This is a genomic window from Bradyrhizobium sp. NDS-1 (assembly GCF_032918005.1).
Lineage (GTDB): Bacteria > Pseudomonadota > Alphaproteobacteria > Rhizobiales > Xanthobacteraceae > Bradyrhizobium > Bradyrhizobium tunisiense.
The window spans coordinates 5,701,234-5,719,884 of sequence record NZ_CP136628.1 but is presented as its reverse complement, the minus strand read 5'-3'; the positions used below and the strand labels follow the sequence as shown (position 1 = coordinate 5,719,884).

General features: G+C 64.5%; 14 protein-coding genes. 7 read left to right on the top strand and 7 right to left on the bottom strand.

The window, feature by feature from the left end; genetic code table 11:
* Nucleotides 1-104 precede the first annotated feature (104 nt).
* The 4 genes from RX330_RS26645 to RX330_RS26630 all read left to right on the top strand — a co-directional run bounded on the left by RX330_RS26645 (nucleotide 105) and on the right by RX330_RS26630 (nucleotide 8,273).
* The gene (locus RX330_RS26645) at nucleotides 105-1,796 is read left to right on the top strand and encodes a methyl-accepting chemotaxis protein (protein WP_317240451.1); all 1,692 of its coding nucleotides are present in this window, start codon (nucleotides 105-107) and stop codon (nucleotides 1,794-1,796) included.
* Nucleotides 1,797-2,043: 247 nt separating this feature from the next.
* The gene (locus RX330_RS26640; RefSeq protein WP_317240450.1) at nucleotides 2,044-3,741 is read left to right on the top strand and encodes a methyl-accepting chemotaxis protein; all 1,698 of its coding nucleotides are present in this window, start codon (nucleotides 2,044-2,046) and stop codon (nucleotides 3,739-3,741) included.
* A 169-nt stretch (nucleotides 3,742-3,910) separates the two neighbouring features.
* On the top strand, nucleotides 3,911-7,090 hold the full coding sequence (locus RX330_RS26635; protein WP_317240449.1) for an efflux RND transporter permease subunit: 3,180 nt from the start codon (nucleotides 3,911-3,913) through the stop codon (nucleotides 7,088-7,090).
* Nucleotides 7,077-8,273, top strand: coding sequence for an efflux RND transporter periplasmic adaptor subunit (locus RX330_RS26630; RefSeq protein ID WP_212081199.1), 1,197 nt, complete (start codon nucleotides 7,077-7,079; stop codon nucleotides 8,271-8,273). The genes RX330_RS26635 and RX330_RS26630 overlap by 14 nt, the downstream gene beginning before the upstream one ends.
* A 151-nt stretch (nucleotides 8,274-8,424) precedes the next feature.
* Here RX330_RS26630 and RX330_RS26625 read toward each other — a convergent pair whose 3' ends face one another.
* Together RX330_RS26625 and RX330_RS26620 are read right to left on the bottom strand one after the other, a co-directional pair.
* Nucleotides 8,425-9,933, bottom strand: a complete 1,509-nt coding sequence (locus RX330_RS26625; RefSeq protein ID WP_317240448.1) for an acetyl-CoA acetyltransferase — start codon at nucleotides 9,931-9,933, stop codon at nucleotides 8,425-8,427.
* A gap of 47 nt (nucleotides 9,934-9,980) precedes the next feature.
* On the bottom strand, nucleotides 9,981-11,114 hold the full coding sequence (locus tag RX330_RS26620; protein WP_317240447.1) for a nitronate monooxygenase: 1,134 nt from the start codon (nucleotides 11,112-11,114) through the stop codon (nucleotides 9,981-9,983).
* 280 nt (nucleotides 11,115-11,394) lie between these two features.
* On the opposite strand from RX330_RS26620, the gene yghU reads away from it, so the two are divergent.
* Complete coding sequence (gene yghU, locus RX330_RS26615; RefSeq protein ID WP_212081202.1) at nucleotides 11,395-12,270, top strand: glutathione-dependent disulfide-bond oxidoreductase; 876 nt, start codon at nucleotides 11,395-11,397, stop codon at nucleotides 12,268-12,270.
* Nucleotides 12,271-12,356: 86 nt separating this feature from the next.
* Here yghU and RX330_RS26610 read toward each other — a convergent pair whose 3' ends face one another.
* The 5 genes from RX330_RS26610 to RX330_RS26590 all read right to left on the bottom strand — a co-directional run bounded on the left by RX330_RS26610 (nucleotide 12,357) and on the right by RX330_RS26590 (nucleotide 16,686).
* Complete coding sequence (locus RX330_RS26610; RefSeq protein WP_317240446.1) at nucleotides 12,357-13,085, bottom strand: N-acetyltransferase; 729 nt, start codon at nucleotides 13,083-13,085, stop codon at nucleotides 12,357-12,359.
* Nucleotides 13,086-13,103: 18 nt separating this feature from the next.
* Nucleotides 13,104-13,721, bottom strand: coding sequence for a flavin reductase family protein (locus tag RX330_RS26605; protein WP_317240445.1), 618 nt, complete (start codon nucleotides 13,719-13,721; stop codon nucleotides 13,104-13,106).
* A gap of 113 nt (nucleotides 13,722-13,834) precedes the next feature.
* Nucleotides 13,835-15,112, bottom strand: a complete 1,278-nt coding sequence (locus tag RX330_RS26600; RefSeq protein ID WP_317240444.1) for an acyl-CoA dehydrogenase family protein — start codon at nucleotides 15,110-15,112, stop codon at nucleotides 13,835-13,837.
* A 282-nt stretch (nucleotides 15,113-15,394) separates the two neighbouring features.
* Nucleotides 15,395-15,775: a VOC family protein gene (locus RX330_RS26595; protein ID WP_212081205.1), complete on the bottom strand. Its 381-nt coding sequence runs from the start codon at nucleotides 15,773-15,775 to the stop codon at nucleotides 15,395-15,397.
* A gap of 131 nt (nucleotides 15,776-15,906) precedes the next feature.
* Nucleotides 15,907-16,686, bottom strand: a complete 780-nt coding sequence (locus RX330_RS26590) for an SDR family NAD(P)-dependent oxidoreductase (protein ID WP_212081206.1) — start codon at nucleotides 16,684-16,686, stop codon at nucleotides 15,907-15,909.
* A 192-nt stretch (nucleotides 16,687-16,878) separates the two neighbouring features.
* On the opposite strand from RX330_RS26590, the gene RX330_RS26585 reads away from it, so the two are divergent.
* Nucleotides 16,879-17,667, top strand: coding sequence for an enoyl-CoA hydratase/isomerase (locus RX330_RS26585; protein ID WP_212081207.1), 789 nt, complete (start codon nucleotides 16,879-16,881; stop codon nucleotides 17,665-17,667).
* Nucleotides 17,664-18,650 (top strand): phosphotransferase family protein, encoded by a 987-nt coding sequence (locus RX330_RS26580; protein WP_317240443.1) that lies wholly within the window; start codon nucleotides 17,664-17,666, stop codon nucleotides 18,648-18,650. The genes RX330_RS26585 and RX330_RS26580 overlap by 4 nt, the downstream gene beginning before the upstream one ends.
* Nucleotide 18,651: the final 1 nt, after the last annotated feature.

Here is an 18,651-nt window from a genome sequence, read left to right as displayed (position 1 = left end):
TTAACGTCTGCTCAGGTGCTCTGGTGTGGGATGTCGGCGCTGCTCCCTTTGATTGATTCGTAATTCCCGGACGCGCGCCGGCTCCAGCACAAAGAGACCCGATAATGCTCGCCAATATCTCCATTCGCGCCAAGATCATCAGCGTCGTGGCGTTCCTGCTGGTCGCGATGACCGGCATGGGCCTGCTCGCCATCACGAAGATGCGGTCGATGAACGCGAACACCGTCGACATCACCACGAACTGGATGCCCAGCGTGCGGGTGATCGGGGATCTGCGCGCCAGCGTTATCACGTATCGCAACGTGGTTCGTCAGCATATGCTGGCCCCGACCCTGGAGGACAAGCTCGCGACGGAGAAGACCGCCGCCACCGTGATAGAGGCGCTCGCCAAAGTGCGGGCCAGGTACGAACCGATGATCACCTCTGCGGAAGAGCGGGCACTCTACGGCCAATGGTCCAAGCTCTGGGACGATTACAAGAAGGGCACCGAAGAGGTCATGGCGCTGTCGCGCAAGGAGGCCGGCAAGGTGCCGCAAGAGGCGCAGGAGCTCAACAGCAAGACGGTCAACAAGATCGGTCTTCAGGCCGATGAGATCCTGAACAAGGACATCGAGCTCAACACCAAGGGCGGCGAACAGGCCGCTCTGGATGCTGCCGACAGCTACGCCTATGCCTTCATGCTGGTGTCGGTCATTCTCGGCGTCGCCGTCGTGATCGGCATTGGTCTCAGCCTCTATCTCGTCCGCGACGTCTCGAGCGGCATCAATTCCATCACCGAGCCGATGCAGGCGCTGGGCCGGGGCGACCTTTCGGCCGAAGTCCCGCATCGCGGCGAGAAGACGGAGATCGGCGCCATGGCCGACGTGCTCCAGATCTTCAAGGAGGCGCTGATCGCGAAGAAGGCGGCGGACGAGGCTGCGGCCGCGGATGCCGAAGCCAAGATCGAGCGCGGCCGCCGGGTCGACGACATCACTCGCGAATTCGAGACGATGATCGGTGAGATCGTCCAGACCGTGTCGTCGGCCTCGACCCAGCTGGAGGCCTCCGCCTCGACGCTGACCTCGACGGCCGACCGCTCCCAGAGGCTGGCGACCACCGTTGCCGGAGCCTCGGAGGAAGCCTCGACCAACGTGCAATCGGTGGCGTCGGCGACCGAGGAGATGGCCTCGTCGGTGGGCGAGATCAGCCGTCAGGTGCAGGAATCGGCGCGGATGGCGGGCGATGCCGTCGGCCAGGCGCGCGCCACCACCGAGCGCGTCAGCGAGCTGTCCAAGGCGGCTGCCCGGATCGGCGACGTCGTCGAGCTGATCAATACCATTGCCGGCCAGACCAACCTTCTGGCGCTGAACGCGACCATCGAAGCCGCACGTGCCGGTGAAGCCGGCCGCGGCTTTGCGGTGGTGGCCTCCGAGGTCAAGGCGCTCGCCGAGCAGACAGCGAAGGCGACCGGCGAGATCGGGCAGCAGATCTCCGGCATCCAGGCGGCGACCAACGACTCGGTTGGTGCCATCAAGGAGATCTCCTCGACCATCGAACGCCTGTCGGAGATCTCCTCGGCGATCGCGGCCGCGGTGGAAGAGCAGGGTGCGGCGACACAGGAGATCGCCCGCAACGTCCAGCAGGCGGCGCATGGAACCCAGCAGGTCTCTTCCAACATCACCGACGTGCAGCGCGGCGCGACCGAAACAGGCACCGCCTCTTCGCAGGTGCTGTCGGCGGCGCAGATGCTGTCCAACGACTCCGGCCGATTGAAGAACGAGGTCAGCAAGTTCCTGACCAACGTCCGCGCGGCGTAGAACGTCCGCGCGGCGCAGATCCTCGTCCGATCAAAACACGAGCGGCGCCAAAAGCGCCGCTCGTCTCGTTCTTGCCGGCTGGCATGGCGCCGCCCGCAGTTGGCGTGTTCAGGACTCGCCCGTAATCCTACGGGCGAGTCGTTTCATCGATGGTTAAATCGGATTTACTAAAGTTGGGAGAGAGCCTGGTGCGTGGCAGGGCTCGTATTGAAATAATTTCATCCTGAATGCGGTCTTTGGAGCCCCGATGCGCAAGAATCTTCCTGTTACCGATGTCGAGTATCCGGTTAGCGACGAGACGCTGATCGTCTCGCGGACCGATCTGAAGGGCAAGCTCAGCTACTTCAACGAGGACTTCATCGCCGCCGCCGGCTTCACGTCGGCGGAACTCATGGGCCAGCCGCACAATATCGTTCGTCACCCCGACATGCCGCCCGAGGCGTTCGACAACCTCTGGGACACGCTGAAGGCGGGCAAACCCTGGCTCGGCGCGGTGAAGAACCGCCGCAAGAACGGCGACTTCTACTGGGTGCTCGCGACGGCCTCTCCGATCCGCGAGAACGGTCAGGTCAAGGGTTACACCTCGATCCGTACAAGACTGCCGGCCGACCAGCGCAAGCTCGCCGAACAGGTCTACGCTGCGATCCGCGAGAAGAAGCCGCATGGCTATCGCATCGACGCCGGCATCATTCGCCGCCGCTCGTGGCTCGACCGGTTCAGCGTCTTCACCGGCACGCTGAAGGCGAGACTCGTCACGACGATGGCACTCCAGCTGCTGTTCATGCTTGCGCTCGGCATCGGCGGTGCGACGCTCTCTACCAGCGGCTCGGCCGGCCTGATCCTGTCGCTGCTGGCCGTCGTCGGCGCCGCCGTCGTCAGCTTCGCCGGCTTTGCCACGATGCGCGCGATCCAGGGACCAATGCAGCATCTCAACGAGACCCTGGTCAACCTGGTGCAGGACAAGCTCGACAACCGCATCGTGATCGAGCGTGACGACGAGATCGGTGAGGCCCTGCGCAACCTCCAGACCGTGCAGACCATCATCCGCTTCAGCCGCGACGAGGTGCAGGCGGTGCAGCGCCGTGCCGAGACGCAGCGCAAAGCCGATATGACCAAACTCGCGGACGGATTCGAGGCCGCGATCGGAGAGATCGTCGAGACTGTCTCGTCGGCCGCGACCGAGCTCGAGGCGTCGGCCTCGACGCTGTCCTCGACCGCGGGCCGGGCGCAGGAGCTGGCTACAGTGGTCGCATCCGGCTCGGAAGCAGCATCCACCAATGTCCACTCGGTGGCGTCGGCCGCCGAAGAGATGTCGTCCTCGGTGCGCGAGATCGGCCGTCAGGTGCAGGACTCCTCCCGGATCGCGAGCGAGGCGGTCAGCCAGGCCCATGCCACCACCGAACGTGTCAGCGAATTGTCGCGGGCCGCATCCCGGATCGGCGACGTCGTCGAGCTCATCAATGCGATCGCCGGCCAGACCAATCTGCTGGCGCTCAACGCCACGATCGAGGCGGCACGAGCGGGCGAGGCCGGCCGCGGCTTCGCCGTCGTGGCCTCCGAGGTCAAGGCGCTCGCCGAGCAGACGGCCAAGGCCACCGGCGAGATCGGCCAGCAGGTCGGCGGCATTCAGGCGGCGACGCAGGATTCAGTCAGCGCCATCGGCGAGATCAGCGGCACCATCGCGCGTCTGTCGGAAATCGCCGCGGCGATTGCGGCGGCCGTGGAGCAGCAGGGCGCGGCAACCCGGGAAATCGCCCGCAACGTTCAGCAGGCCGCCCAGGGCACCCAGCAGGTCTCGTCCAACGTCGGCGACGTCCAGCGCGGCGCGTCCGAAACCGGCTCGGCGTCCTCGCAGGTGCTGTCCGCGGCGCAGATGCTGTCGCGCGATTCCAACCGCCTCAAGCTCGAGGTCGGCAAGTTCCTCAATTCGGTCCGTGCCGCGTGAGGCATGCGGCCGCATGGCTGCGATGTAGATTTCGCAGTGCGGTAGCAAGGAAGTGAAGGCGGAAAGTCTGCCGGAGGTTAGCGTTTCCGGTGGTGCTCAGGTAAAGGGGAACGGGGATCGCCCGGGGGGCGGATTCCACATTCTCGTTTGACCTGGAATTGCCTGGCGCATGATTGCACTGGTCCGTATCGCCCTGAGCCGGCCCTATACTTTCGTCGTGCTCGCGCTTCTGCTGCTGATCATCGGACCGCTCGCGGCGCTGCGGACGCCGACCGACATCTTCCCGGACATTCGCATTCCCGTGATCGGCGTGGTCTGGCAGTACACCGGCCTCCCGCCCGACCAGATGTCCGGCCGCATCACGACGCCGTTCCAGCGTGCTCTGACGACGACGGTCAACGACATCGAGCACATTGCAGCCAATTCGTACAACGGCTTTGGCATCATCAAGATCTTCTTTCAGCCGAACGTCGACATCCGCACCGCCAACGCCCAGGTCACTGCGATCTCGCAGACGCTGCTGAAGCAGATGCCGCCGGGTGCGACGCCGCCCTTGATCCTGAACTATTCGGCTTCCACCGTGCCCATCATTCAAGTCGCGCTGTCAGGCGAGGGGCTCACCGAACAGAATCTCGCCGATATCGGCATCAACCAGCTGCGCACGCCCCTGGTCACCGTGCCCGGTGCGGCGATCCCGTACCCCTTCGGTGGCAAGCAGCGTCAGGTCCAGATCGACCTCGATCCCACTGCGCTCCAGGCCCGCGGCCTCTCGGGCCAGGACGTCGCCAATGCGCTGGCCGCCCAGAACCTGATCACACCGGTCGGCACCCAGAAGATCGGTCAGTTCGAGTACAACATCCAGCTCAATAACTCGCCGCTCCGGATCGACGAGCTCGGCGATCTGCCGATCAAGACCTTCAATGGCGCCATGGTCTATGTGCGCGACGTCGCGACCGTCCGCGACGGCAATCCGCCGCAGACCAACATTGTCCACGTCGACGGCAACCGCTCGGTGCTGATGATGGTGCTGAAAGCGGGCGCGACCTCGACGCTCGACATCATCGCCGGCATCAAGCAGAAGGTCATCGACGTCAAGGATCAGATGCCTGACGCGCTGAAGATCGGCTTCATCGGCGACCAGTCGGTGTTCGTCCGCGGCGCAATCCAGGGTGTCGCCTTCGAAGGCGTGATCGCGGCGCTGCTCACCAGTGTCATGATCCTGCTGTTCCTCGGCAGCTGGCGCTCGACCATCATCATCGCGGTGTCGATCCCGCTGTCGGTGCTGGGCGCCATCATCATGCTGTCGGCGATCGGCGAGACGCTGAACATCATGACGCTCGGCGGGCTTGCGCTCGCGGTCGGCATCCTCGTCGACGACGCCACGGTGACGATCGAGAACATCAACTACCATCTGGAGCAGGGCAAGCCGGTCGAGCAATCGATTCTCGACGGAGCCAACCAGATCGTGACGCCGGCCTTCGTGTCGCTGCTCTGCATCTGCATCGTGTTCGTGCCGATGTTCTTCCTGACCGGCGTCGCGCGCTTCCTGTTCGTGCCGATGGCGGAAGCCGTGATGTTCGCGATGATCTGGTCGTTCATCCTGTCGCGCACGCTGGTGCCGACCATGGCGAACTATCTGCTCAAGGCGCACGTCCATCACGAAGGCGGGCCGCCGAAATCGCGCAATCCCTTCGTCTGGTTTCAGCGCGGCTTCGAGGCGCGGTTCGAGCGTATCCGCGGCGGCTACCATAACTTCCTCGGACTTGCGCTGGCGCATCGCGCGGTGTTCGTGATCGGCTTCCTCTGCGTCGTCGGCGCGTCCTTCGCGCTGGTGCCGTTTCTCGGGCGCAATTTCTTTCCGGCGGTCGATGCCGGCAACATCCTGATGCATGTCCGCACGCAAGTAGGCACCCGCGTCGAGGAGACCGCCAACCAGCTCGCGGACATCCAGAAGGCGGTGCGCAAGCTGATCCCGGGTGAGATCGAAACCATGACCGACAATATCGGCATGCCGATCTCCGGCATCAACATGACCTACAACAATACCGGCGTGATCGGCCCGCAGGACGGCGACATCCAGATCAAGCTGAAGGAGGGCCACAAGCCGACAGAGGAGCACGTCAGGGTGCTCCGTGAGCAGCTGCCGCGCCTGTTTCCCGGGGTCAGCTTCGCGTTCCTGCCGGCCGACATCGTCAGCCAGATCCTGAACTTCGGCGCGCCGGCGCCGATCGACCTGCAAATCCGCGGCGCCAATCTCAGCGCCAACTTCGCCTACGCCAACAGCCTGCTGGCGAAGGTCCGCAAGATTCCCGGCGTTGCCGATGCGCGTATCCAGCAATCGCCGAACAACCCGACCTTCAACATCGACGTCGACCGTACCCGCGCGCAATATGTCGGCCTGACCGAGCGCGACGTCACCAACAGCCTCGTGGTCAATCTCGCCGGATCCTCGCAGGTGGCGCCGACCTACTACCTCAACCCTGATAACGGCGTGTCCTACTCGATCGTGATGCAGACACCGCAATACCATATCGATTCGCTCAGCGCGCTGCAGACGCTGCCGATCACCGCGGCCGGCAATTCGCAGTCGCCAATCCTCGGCGGCATCGCCGAGATCAAGCGCTCGACCTCGAGCGCGGTGGTGTCGCAATACGACATCCAGTCGATGGTGCAGATTTTTGCCACGACCACAGGCCGCGATCTCGGCGCTGTCGCCGCCGACATCCGTCAGCTGATAGCCAACACCGCCAAGGAGGTGCCGAAGGGGTCTTCCGTGGTGCTGCTCGGCCAAGTGCAGACCATGAACAGTGCCTTCACCGGCCTGCTGTTCGGCCTGCTGGGTGCCGTCGTGCTGATCTACTTCCTGATCGTTGTGAACTTCCAGTCCTGGTCCGATCCGTTCGTGATCATCACCGCTTTGCCGGCCGCGCTCGCCGGCATCGTCTGGATGCTGTTCATGACTGAGACGACGCTGTCAGTACCCGCGCTCACTGGCGCCATCATGTGCATGGGCGTTGCCACCGCAAACAGCGTGCTCGTGATCTCCTTCGCCCGCGAGCGATACGAGGAACTCGGCGATCCCATCGCGGCCGCGCTCGAAGCCGGCTTCGTCCGGTTCCGTCCCGTGTTGATGACCGCGCTCGCCATGATCATCGGCATGGCGCCGATGGCCCTGGGGCTCGGCGAGGGCGGCGAGCAGAATGCGCCGCTCGGCCGCGCCGTGATCGGCGGCCTGATCTTTGCAACCTTCGCCACGCTGATGTTCGTTCCCGTGGTGTTCAGCATGGTACACAAGAAACAAGGCGCCAAAGCCGCCGCCCCATCGGAGACCGCGCATGTCGCCCACTGAACCCCGCTCCCCGGTGTCGCACCGGAAACTGGGCATCTTCGGCGTGGTGGCGCTGATTGCGGCAGGCCTTGTGGTCGGCACCGGCATCCGCGCCCGCGAGGAGCAGGGCACCAAGCTGAAGGAATGGACCGACGATCAGGCCATTCCCAGCGTCGCGGTAACCCAGCCCAACGCCAAGGCGCTCCACGCCACCCTCGATCTGCCGGGCCGGCTGGAGGCCTATTATCGCGCCCCGATCTTCGCGCGCGTGTCGGGTTACCTGAAGAGCTGGAACGCAGACATCGGCGCCCGCGTCAAGGCAGGGCAGGTGATCGCCGAGATCGAGGCGCCGGACCTCGATCAGCAACTCTTGCAGGCCCGCGCCGACCTCGCCAGCCAGCAGGCCAGCGCCCGGCTGTCGGAAGCGACGCTGAACCGGCGTAAGACGCTCGTCGCCTCGAACTTCGTCTCGGCGCAGGAGATCGACGAGCGCACCGCCGATCTTTCCAACAAGAACGCTGCTGTGAATTCGGGCAAGGCCAATGTCGAGCGGCTGGAAGCACTGGCCGGCTACAAGAAGATCACCGCACCATTCGATGGCGTCGTGACCGCGCGCGATACCGACGTCGGCGCGCTGATCAATGCTGGTGGCGGCTCGGGCCCGGCGATGTTCGTGATCTCCGATATCACCAAGCTGCGCGTCTACGTTAATGTTCCCCAGAACTATGTCCCGGCGATCAAGATCGGCGCCAAGGCCACCATCACGTTGCCCGAATACCCGAACCGGACCTTTCAGGCGACCGTGGAAGCTTCCTCGCAGGCCGTCGACGTCGCCTCCGGCACCACGCGCATGCAGCTCGGGCTCGACAATTCGTCAGGCGAGCTGATGCCCGGCGGCTATGCCAGCGTGAAGTTGAATCTCCAGCGCGACTCTGCGCCGCTCAGCATCCCCGCTAGCGCGCTGATCTTCAACAGCAACGGCCTGCGTGTCGCAACCGTCGGCCCGGACGACAGAGTGCTGTTCAAGCCCGTGACGATCGCCCGCGATCTCGGCCGCGAGATCGAGCTGGCCTCGGGCATCGCCGCGGACGATCGCGTCATCACAGCGCCGCCGGACGGCCTCTCCAACGGGGACGCAGTGCGCGTGGTTGGCGCCAAGGCCAAGCCAGCGACCGCGTCGGAGAAGCAGCCGACGAAGGGGTGAGGGGTCTCGTGCCCCGGACGCAGCGCAGCACGAAGTGATGCGCTGCAGAGCCGGGGCCCGGTTTGTTTCACAGAGTTCAATGCGGCCTTCTGGGTCCCGGCGCTGCGGAGCGGCACTTCGCGCCGCACCGCGTCCGGGACACGAGCGCGAGCTACGCCATCCGCCACTCGGGCACGCCATCCGCCGCCATTGCGATTTCTCCTGTCGACCCCACCGGCGTCCGATCCATATTCAGCAGATGCGCCAGCGTCGCGCCATCGCTCGCCGGGATCCGCGCGAGCGTGCGTCGGTCGTCTTCTGTCCGCAGCATCGCCACGCCGTGCTCGGCATCGCCACCACGGCCATAGAGCACCGTGAAACTCTCGACCTTGCCTCTGCCCGAAGCCTCCGCGACGAACTCCGGCACCGCGCGCTTGTTGCGGTCCGCCTCGCCTTGCACGCTGGTCTCCTGCGCCAGCGCTTCACGCGACGCCGTCTTCGACAGCACAAGCGCGTGATGCTTGGTGACGAAGCCGCCCTGGCCGTAGAGCAGGCCGAGTCTGGCGCCGTCGCGCACACGCCGCACCATCGCGCAGGCGGCATGCGTCATGTAGGTGTTGAGCGGCGCGCCGAAAAAGGTGAGGCCGCCCGTCACCGTCGGCTGCACGTCGGCGCCAAGCCCGAGCGTCCGCCGCGCCATCTTGGGCACACAGGGGAAGCAGCTGTAGAGCTCGATCGCGTCGAACCTCTTGCCGTCGCCGCCGGCGAGATCCATCACGGACTTCAGAACCGCATTCTGCGGATGGCTTTCGTAGAACTGGTCGCGCAAGAGATAGTCGCGCGGCTCCTCAGCCGAGGCACCACCGAGCGGATAGACTAATTTGTCCTCCGCAATGCCCGCCGCACGCGCCTTGGCGAGGCTGGTGAGCAGCAGCGCGCCGCCCATGTTGACGCTGGGGTTGGCGACCATCAGCTTGTTGTAGGGCCAGGCGATCAAACGATTGTCCGCGGTCGGCGTCGTGATCTCTTCAGGCGCATAGCGCCGCTTCAGCCAGGCATTGGGATTTTGCGCGGCGGCCACCGAATAGCGTGACCACAGCGTGCCGGATTCGGTCATCGCCTCGCGCGGCGTCTGGCCCCAATGGGCGGAGGAGGCGGCCTCATAGAAGGGATAGACGGTGACGGGGCGAAACACGCCGAGCTTCACCGCCAGCGGCTTCTGAAACGCCGCCCCGCGCTTGGGCTCCTCGACGTCATGGGCGAATGGGGTCCATGGCAGCTTGACGCCCGCACGCTCCGCCTTGGTCGCGGTCGACTGCGCCTCGGCGCCACAGACTGCGGCCACGGTGCATTCGCCGCGCGCAATGCGCTTGGCTGCTTCGTGGATGTAGCGGATTGGACTCTCGCCGCCGACGGGGCCGTAATAGCAATGTGCGGGCGAGATGCCGAGCCGCTGCGCCAGCAGCTGCTCCGGATCGCGATAGCGCCAACTCAGGAAGTTGACGACGTCGAGCGATTGCACCTGGCAGAGCAGTTTTGCGCCGGCGTCAGCCTCGGCGCGCCGCAGCGCCTGTTCGAGCAGATCGAGCGGCTCGAGGCCCTCGGTGATCTCCTTCGGACGGTCGACGATCTCGCCGACGCCGACGATGACGGGGATGCGGTCTTCTTGGGTATTGGTCATTTCTTCTTTGCTTCACGTTTTCAGATTTCGAGCACGCTGGCCGCGACTCACTCCGCCACCAGCGCATTCATGTGCTCGATGGCTTCGGCGAAATCTTCCTTGAACTCCTGCACCACGGCGCCGGCGGACTTCACGCTGTCGATCAGGCCGACGCCCTGGCCGACGAAATAGCTGACGAGATCGCGCGCGCTCGCGTTGCCGCTCGCGGCAGCCCGGTCGATCGAGTTGAAGGCATCGCGGCTGATGATGCTCTGCAGCGGCATCGGCAGCGCGCCCGGGCTGTCCGGCGCGCGATCCCAGGCATCGGTCCAGACCGAGCGAAGCTGCCGCGCCGGCTTCCCCGTGCGCCCCTTCGATCGCACGGCGTCGCGCGAGGACGCCGCGATCATCTTCTCGCGAAAGATCTCGGTGGTCTCGGCCTCCACCGTCGCAAGCCACACCGAGCCGGTCCAGGCGCCGGCCGCGCCCATCGCCATGCAGGCCGCCATCTGACGACCGGTCATGATGCCGCCGGCCGCCAGCACCGGCACGTCGCGGATGTTCTTGATCGCCTTGATCACCTCGGGCACCAGCACCATGGTCGAGACCTCGCCGCAATGGCCGCCGGCCTCGGTGCCCTGCACCACGAGGATGTCGACACCGGCCGCGACCTGGCGCAGCGCGTGCTCCTTGGCGCCGACGAGCGCTGCGACCGGCACACCGTTTTTCTTGCCCATCTCGATCATTGCCTTCGGCGGCACGCCGAGCGCATTGGCGATCAGTCGGATCGGATGATTGAACGCGACCTCGAGCAGCTCGAGCGCCGTCTTCCCGTCGAAGGGCTGCGGCTGGTTGGCGTCCACTTCAGTCGTGGTCAGCTCGATGTCGTACTTCCTCAGGAGATCGCGCGTGTAGCTGCGGTGCTCCTGCGGCACGCGCGCTTCGAGGCTCTTCCAGGTGACGTCCTTCTCGCCCGCGGTCGAGATGTTCTCGGGAATCAGCACGTCGATGCCGTAGGGCTTGCCGTCGACGTGATCGTCGATCCATTTCAGCTCGCGTTCGAGCGTATCAGGTGTGTGCACCGTGGCACCCAGCACGCCGAAGCCGCCGGCCCGGCTGACGGCGGCGACGACGTCGCGGCAATGGCTGAAAGCCAGTAGCGGGAACTCGATGCCCAGCATGTCGCAGATCGGCGATTTCATAGCTCCCTCCCGGCGGCCTGCGCGTTCTCGCTGCTTTCGTCGCGAAGCAAGCTGACGCGACCCGATCGATGACATGCCGGATTCGGCGAGGCATCTTGTGTGTAGGCGTCGGCTCCATCCGCAGGCCGCGCCGTCTTGCAGGCGCCCCGGATTGACAGCGGGGAAGGGGTGCCATGACAAAACGTGAAGCAGCCTCGCCCGGCAATGCGTTGCGGTGCCCTTGTCATTGGCCATTCCCGGGCTAATTAATGCAAGCGCATCTTTCCGCCGGAGCCCTCGCATGACCGACACCCCCGCCTATGTGCCGCCCAAGGTCTGGACCTGGAACAAGGAGAATGGCGGGCAGTTCGCCAGCATCAACCGCCCCATCGCCGGCCCGACCCACGACAAGGAACTGCCGGTCGGCAAGCATCCCCTCCAGCTCTATTCGCTGGCGACGCCGAACGGGGTGAAGGTCACGGTGATGCTGGAAGAGCTTCTGGCGCTCGGCCACAAGGGTGCCGAATACGACGCCTGGCTGATCAAGATCGGCAACGGCGATCAGTTCGGCAGCGGCTTCGTCGACATCAACCCGAACTCGAAGATTCCAGCGCTGATGGATCGCTCCGGTCCGGAGCCGATCCGGGTGTTCGAGTCCGGCTCGATCCTGTTCTACCTCGCCGAGAAATTCGGCGCCTTCCTGCCGGAGGACGTCAAGACCCGCACCGAGGCGATGTCCTGGCTGTTCTGGCAAATGGGCAGCGCGCCCTATCTCGGCGGCGGCTTCGGCCATTTCTACGCCTACGCGCCGACCAAGATCGAATACGCCATCGATCGCTTCGCGATGGAGACCAAGCGCCAACTCGACGTGCTCGACCGGCGCCTCGCGGACAACGAATATCTCGCAGGCAAGGAGTATACGATCGCCGACATGGCGGTGTGGCCGTGGTACGGCGCGCTTGCCAAGGGGCTGGTCTATGGCGCCGGCGAATTCCTCTCGGTGCAGGACTACAAGAACGTACAGCGCTGGACCGACCAGATCGCGCAGCGCCCCGCCGTGAAACGCGGCCGCATGGTCAACCGCGTCTCTGGCGATCCCGCCAGCCAGCTCCACGAGCGGCATGACGCGTCCGATTTCGAGACCAAGACCCAGGACAAGATCGCGCCCGCGACGTAGAGGCGTAGGGCGGATGAGCCGAAGGCGTAATCCGCCATCCCTTGGAGATTGCTCGGCGGATTGCGCTTCGCTCATCCGTCCTACGATCAATCCGGCAGCATCTCGCCAGAGCCGCCGAGATCCGCCGGCAAGTCAGCATATTTCGGCAGGCCGTCTCTGACCGAGACCATCTTGCTCGCGTAGTTCGCATGTAGCGTCGGCTGGTGCTGGTACCCCTTTAGCAGATTGGCGTACACGTCGGTCAGCCGCATCCGCGGATGCTCGGTCATGACGTGGCCGCCGCAGCGCCTGCAGAACTTTCGATAGGAATGCTCGGTCTTGTTGAATGTCCCGAGCTCTGCCTCGCCCTTGGTGATGCGCACACCGTCCGACTTCCAAAGGCTGAAAGCATTGATCGGCGCCGCCGACCAGGCCTGGCAGTCGGCACAATGGCAATATCCCGCAAACATCGGCTTGCCGCTCACTTCGACCTCGACCGCTCCGCAGAAGCAACCGGCGCGATAGCTCGCCTCAGGCTCGGCCTGCGCATCCCTCTCATCCGTCAAGAGATCGTTATAGCCGGGATTCTTGCGCATGAAGTTGTGGATGAAGTCGCACTCGACGGAGAGTTTGCGCCCCTGCGCCCGTACCGCATCCAGCGTGGCGCGGCCGAGCTTCGAGCCGATGCCGCGGCCGCCGAGCTCCGGCGGCACCTCGGTGTGCACCAGCGTGATCGCGCCCTCGGTCTTGCGGTAGGTGACGAAGCCGATCGTCCCGTCGACGTCGAGCTCGAACCGACCGCGTTCCTCGTTGTCGCGAAAAGTTTCGGGCATCATCTCGCCTCCCTGGTTCGACTATTTGGCCTTCACGCCTTCCGCCCCTGGAAACACCACGCGATCGTCGGTCCGGCAGTAGCGGTCGGCGAACATGCGGCCGATCGGGTGATAGCGGTCCATGTGCACGCGCATGGCCTCGTCGTCCCACAGCTCGTCGCGGATGTGGAAGTGGAGGCCTTCGCCCATGATCAGTTTGCGATCGTCATTGACGTCGATCAGCTTCCAGAGCTTGCACTCCATCGCCCAGGGCGTATCGGCCAGCCGGGGTACGGCAATTCGCTTGGACGGTGCGAGTTTCAGGCCGAGATAGTCGGGCTCGCCGATCTCAGCCGGAAAATCGCCGCTAGACTCGTGCATGGCGCGCGCCAGCGGCTCATCGGCGATATTGACCACGAATTCGCCAGTGCGCTGGATGTTGAGGAAGGTGTCCTTGTCCTGGCCGTCTGGCTTGCGGTTCACCGCGAACATGCAGAGCGGCGGATCCTCGCAGAAGGCGTTGAAGAAGCTGAAGGGCGCGGCGTTGACGACGCCGGTCGGGCCGATCGTGGTCACCCAGGCGATCGGCCGTGGCAGGATGAAAGAGGTCAGCACCTTGTAGCGCTCGCGAGGCGTGAGGTCGCTGGCGGCATATTCCATAGGGGCTCCTGGGCAAGTCGTCATTGCCGGGCTTGACCCGGCAATCCATCAATCCTGAAGAAATGCTTCCTTCGATGGATGCGCGGGTCAAGCCCGCGCATGACGAGTTGAGATCACGCCATGCTCAGTTCGTGGCGTCCGACCACCATCCAGTGCACCTCGTCCGGACCGTCGGCGAAGCGCAGATGGCGGACGTCCTGGTACATCTCGGCCAGCGGGGTCCAGTGCGAGATGCCGGTGGCGCCGTGCATCTGGATCGCCTGATCGATGATCTTGCAGGCGCGTTCGGGCACCATGGCCTTGACCATGGAGACCCAGACGCGAGCCTCCTTGTTGCCGAGCACGTCCATGGCCTTGGCGGCCTTCAGCACCATCAGCCGCATTGCCTCGATCTCGCATCGCGCCTGGGCGATGATCTGCATGTTGCCGCCGAGATGGGCAATCTTCTTGCCGAAGGCTTCGCGGGTGAGGCCACGCTGCACCATCAGGTCCAGCGCCTTCTCGGCCTTGCCGATGGTGCGCATGCAGTGATGGATGCGGCCGGGGCCGAGACGGAGCTGTGAGATCTCGAAGCCGCGGCCTTCACCGAGCAGGATGTTGTCCTTCGGGACCCTCACATTGTTGAAGCGCATGTGCATATGGCCGCGCGGGGCGTGGTCCTGGCCGAACACGTACATGGGGCCGAGCACCTCGACGCCGGGCGTATCGCGCGGCACCAGGATCTGCGACTGCTGCTTGCTCGGCGCCGCATCCGGATTGGTCTTCACCATCACGATGAGGATCTTGCAGCGGGGATCGCCGACGCCGGAGATGTAATATTTCTCGCCGTTGATGACCCACTCGTCGCCGACGAGCTTCGCCGTCGTCGAGATGTTCTTGGCGTCGGAGGAGGCGACATTCGGTTCGGTCATGACATAGGCCGAACGGATCTCGCCGTTGAGCAGCGGCTTCAGCCACTTCTCCTTCTGCTCCTTGGTGCCGACGCGCTCCAGCACCTCCATGTTGCCGGTGTCGGGTGCCGAGCAGTTCATGCTCTCCGAAGCCAGCGGGCTCTTGCCAAGCTCGGAAGCGATATAGGCGTAGTCGAGATTCTTCAGGCCCTGTCCGGTTTCGTCATCGGGCAGGAAGAAGTTCCAGAGGCCTTCCTGCTTGGCCTTGTTCTTGGCCTTCTCCAGCACCTCGAGCTGCTTCGGCGTGAAGCTCCAGCGATCTTCCTTGCCCTCGCCGGCCTTGGCGAACTCGATCGACATCGGCTCGACGGTGTCGCGGATGAATTTCTTGACGTGGTCATAGAGCGGTCGGACCTGGTCCGACATGCGCAGATCGTTGAGCTCGTCGCCGGGATTGAGGGTGTAGTTGGTGGTGCGGGGAATGTAGGTGTGTTTTGTCATTGTTCCTCCCGGGACGCTGAGATCGTTCTGGGAAGAATAGTCGCAGCGCGGCCAAAGTGCGAGCGTACATTTTTTCAAACGCAGCCATGCCATGCGATGGAATTTCGCGAGGGCGTTTGAAATGTTGTTTGAATGGAGTGTGGGGGCGGCTGCTCACTCTCCGCTGTCATCGCCCGGCGAAGACCGGGCGATCCAGTATTCCAGAGACGAAGTGATTGAGCCGAGACGCCGCGGCGTACTGGATTCCCCGCTTTCGCGGGGAATGACAGCGGCATGTGTGGTTCAGTTCGGCATCCGATGCATCGCACAGATCTTGTTGCCGTCGAGATCGCGCAGATAGGCCAGATAGAGCTTGCCGCCAGGGCCCTGCCGCACACCGGGCGGATCTTCGATCGATTTTGCGCCGGCCGCGACACCCGCTGCGTGCCAGGCATCGACCTGCTCCGGCGAGTTGGCAGCAAAGCCGATGGTGCCGCCGTTCGCGCAGGTCGCCGGTTCGCCGTTGATCGGCTTCGACACCGAGAACACGCCGGTCTTGGTGATGTAGAAGATGCGGTGGCCGTCCACCCTGGCTGGTCGCACTTCGAGCGTGCTCAGAAGGTTGTCGTAGAATGACTTGGCCTTGTCGAGATCGTTGGTGCCGATCATAACGTGCGAGAACATTTGCCCATTCCCTTCTGCGCTTGCAATACGAGGAGCCGGAGGGTGGGCAAAGCGCAGCGTGCCCACCACGACATTGGAAAATGCCTGTGGTGGGCGCGGCGCAAGGGCGCCTTTGTCCACCCTGCGAGGCATCAGAACGCGGTATAGCCGCCGTCGATCACGAACGTGTCGGCCGTGTGATACGACGACGCCTTGCTCATCAGATAGACGGCGATGCCGCCGAAATCGCTTGGCTCGCCGAAGCGCCGCACCGGAATCCGCGGCATCACGTTGGCGACGAACTTGTCGTTCGCCATGAGACCGGACGTCATGTCGCTCTTGATCCAGCCGGGCAGGATCGCGTTCGCGGTGACGCCGTGGCGCGCCAGTTCGACGCCGAGCGCGCGCACCAGCGCATTGATAGCGGCCTTGGTCGCCGCATAATGCTCGTTGCGCGCGGTGCCGAAGATCGAGGCCAGACTCGAGGTCGCCACCAGCCGGCCGAACGGATCGCCCGCATTGGCGCGATCGGTCATGTGACGCGCGGCGGCCTGGAAAGCGTGGAAGACGCCGTCGAGATTGGTCGAAAACATCGTTCGCCATTCTTCCTCGGTGCGCTCGACGAAGGAACGCCGACCGCCGCCGCCGATGCCGGCATTGGCGAAGCAGCCATCGACCCGGCCGAACGTATCGAGCGTCCCCTTCATCGCCGCGTTGACCGAAGCCGGGTCGGTGACGTCGCAGACGCGGGCGTCGACCTTGCCGGATAGCCCCGCCATGCTCGCGGCAGCAGCCTTGTTCTTGTCAGCATTACGGCCCCAGATCGAGACATTGCATCCCTGGCCTGCGAGCGCCTGTGCGATGCCGAGGCCGATGCCGCCATTGCCGCCGGTGATCACGGCCACGCGGCCGGTGAGGTCGAAAAGGTTCATGGCGCGTTTCCTGTTATTGGCAGGTTCTTGGCAAGCTTTCTGGCACACGGCCCATTAGCAGCTGCGCGCAAGATTGCTTGCTATGCTCTGATCACCATGGACAAGACCGCGCCAAAAATCAAATATACCCGCCGGCAAAGCAAAATTCCGGGCAGCGAAACTGATTCAAGGCCGGTAACTCACGAGGAAACCATGCAGTTCAAACACGTCACGCTCGATTTCGACGGTTCGGTCGCGATCCTCAAGCTGGACCATCAGGAGGTGATGAACGCGGTCTCCGTGGATATGCTGGGTGGCCTCGCCGAAGCGCTCGACGCGATCGAGGAGAAGAAGGACGAGGTGCGCTGCGTCGTGCTGACCGGCGCGGGGCGGGCATTCTGCACCGGCGCGAACCTTCAGGGCCGCAACAACCAAACGAAGAAGACCAAGGCCGGGCTGACGCTGGAGACCGGCTTTCATCCCTTCCTGCGCCGTATCCGCAATCTGCACTGCCCGATCGTGACCGCGGTCAACGGTCCGGCGGCGGGTGCCGGCATGAGCTTCGCGCTGCTCGGCGACATGATTTTATGCGCGCGTTCCTCGTATTTCCTCCAGGCGTTCCGTCGCATCGGTCTCGTGCCGGATTGCGGCTCCACCTGGCTGTTGCCGCGCCTCATCGGCCGGGCGCGCTCGATCGAATTGTCCTTGATGGGCGAGCGGCTGCCGGCCGAGAAGGCGCTGGAATGGGGCCTCGTCAACCGCGTCTACGATGACGGCGCGCTGATGGAGGAAGCCATGAAGCTCGCACGCGACCTCGCCAGCGGCCCGACGGTGGCGCTATCGCTAATCCGCAAGCTCTATTGGGACAGCCCGGAAAATTCCTTCGAGGATCAGCTCAACCTCGAATTCCAGTGCCAGCTTCGCGCCGGCGACACCCAGGATTTCCGCGAGGGCGTCGGCGCGTTCCTGGAGAAGCGGCCGGCGCAGTTCAAAGGCAAATGATCGAGGCGGAGCTTTCGCGCAGCGTCCGGCGCTGGTGCAAGGGGGCGACCGGCGTCAGCGGCGCAGCAAAACTGTCCGGCGGCGCCAGCCAGGAAACCTGGCGCTTCGACATCGTGCATCCCGATGGGCCGATCGGTGCGATCCTGCGCCGCTCGCCGAAAGGCTATGGCGCGGCGCCGACGCGTGCGGCGGGTCTTGCGGCGGAAGCGCAACTCATGCAGCTCGCTTACGAGGCCGGCGTGCCGTCGCCGTCCGTGATGCACCTGCTCGGACCGGAGGACGACCTCGGCACCGGCTTCATCATGCAACGGGTCGAGGGCGAGACCATTGCACGCAAGATTCTTCGCGATGACGAATATGCCGCGGCGCGGCCCCATCTCGCGCGCCAGATCGGCGGCATTCTCGCTGGCCTGCATCGACTGCCAAAGGACAAGCTGCCGGAGCTGCGTAGCCGCGGCGCAACTCAAGAGATCTCCGAGTTCGAGCGTGACTATCGCAGCCTGAACTGGCCAAAGCCGGTGTTCGAACTGGCGCTGCGCTGGCTGCGCGACCACGATCCCGGCCCGTCGGCCGAGACCACGCTGGTGCACGGCGATTTCCGCAACGGCAATCTGATCATCGGCGCCGACGGGGTCCGTGCCGTGCTCGATTGGGAGCTCGCCCATCTCGGCGACCCCATGGAGGATCTCGGCTGGGTCTGCGTCAACTCCTGGCGCTTCGGGGAGATCGACAAGCCCGTCGGCGGCTTTGGCTCGCGTGAAGAGCTGTTCGCGGGCTACGAGGCCGCGGGCCGCAAGGTCGATCCGTCACGCGTTAAATTCTGGGAGGTGATGGGCACGCTGCGCTGGGGCATCATGTGCGGCGGCATGATGCAGCGTTTTCGCGAAGGCCCGGACCACTCCATGGAGCGCGCCATGATCGGCCGCCGCGCGTCCGAGACCGAAATCGATCTGTTGCGGCTGCTGGCGCCGCGCGGGAGCTGAC

What these genes read in the sequence shown, in the direction of transcription:
- RX330_RS26630 (WP_212081199.1), top strand. Translation starts at nt 7,077, where the DNA reads ATGTCGCCCACTGAACCCCGCTCCCCGGTGTCGCACCGGAAACTGGGC.
- RX330_RS26580 (WP_317240443.1), top strand. Translation starts at nt 17,664, where the DNA reads ATGATCGAGGCGGAGCTTTCGCGCAGCGTCCGGCGCTGGTGCAAGGGG.
- RX330_RS26625 (WP_317240448.1), bottom strand. Translation starts at nt 9,933, where the DNA reads ATGACCAATACCCAAGAAGACCGCATCCCCGTCATCGTCGGCGTCGGC.
- RX330_RS26590 (WP_212081206.1), bottom strand. Translation starts at nt 16,686, where the DNA reads ATGAACCTTTTCGACCTCACCGGCCGCGTGGCCGTGATCACCGGCGGC.
- RX330_RS26600 (WP_317240444.1), bottom strand. Translation starts at nt 15,112, where the DNA reads ATGACAAAACACACCTACATTCCCCGCACCACCAACTACACCCTCAAT.
- RX330_RS26585 (WP_212081207.1), top strand. Translation starts at nt 16,879, where the DNA reads ATGCAGTTCAAACACGTCACGCTCGATTTCGACGGTTCGGTCGCGATC.
- RX330_RS26620 (WP_317240447.1), bottom strand. Translation starts at nt 11,114, where the DNA reads ATGAAATCGCCGATCTGCGACATGCTGGGCATCGAGTTCCCGCTACTG.
- RX330_RS26610 (WP_317240446.1), bottom strand. Translation starts at nt 13,085, where the DNA reads ATGATGCCCGAAACTTTTCGCGACAACGAGGAACGCGGTCGGTTCGAG.
- RX330_RS26635 (WP_317240449.1), top strand. Translation starts at nt 3,911, where the DNA reads ATGATTGCACTGGTCCGTATCGCCCTGAGCCGGCCCTATACTTTCGTC.
- yghU (WP_212081202.1), top strand. Translation starts at nt 11,395, where the DNA reads ATGACCGACACCCCCGCCTATGTGCCGCCCAAGGTCTGGACCTGGAAC.
- RX330_RS26645 (WP_317240451.1), top strand. Translation starts at nt 105, where the DNA reads ATGCTCGCCAATATCTCCATTCGCGCCAAGATCATCAGCGTCGTGGCG.
- RX330_RS26595 (WP_212081205.1), bottom strand. Translation starts at nt 15,775, where the DNA reads ATGTTCTCGCACGTTATGATCGGCACCAACGATCTCGACAAGGCCAAG.
- RX330_RS26640 (WP_317240450.1), top strand. Translation starts at nt 2,044, where the DNA reads ATGCGCAAGAATCTTCCTGTTACCGATGTCGAGTATCCGGTTAGCGAC.
- RX330_RS26605 (WP_317240445.1), bottom strand. Translation starts at nt 13,721, where the DNA reads ATGGAATATGCCGCCAGCGACCTCACGCCTCGCGAGCGCTACAAGGTG.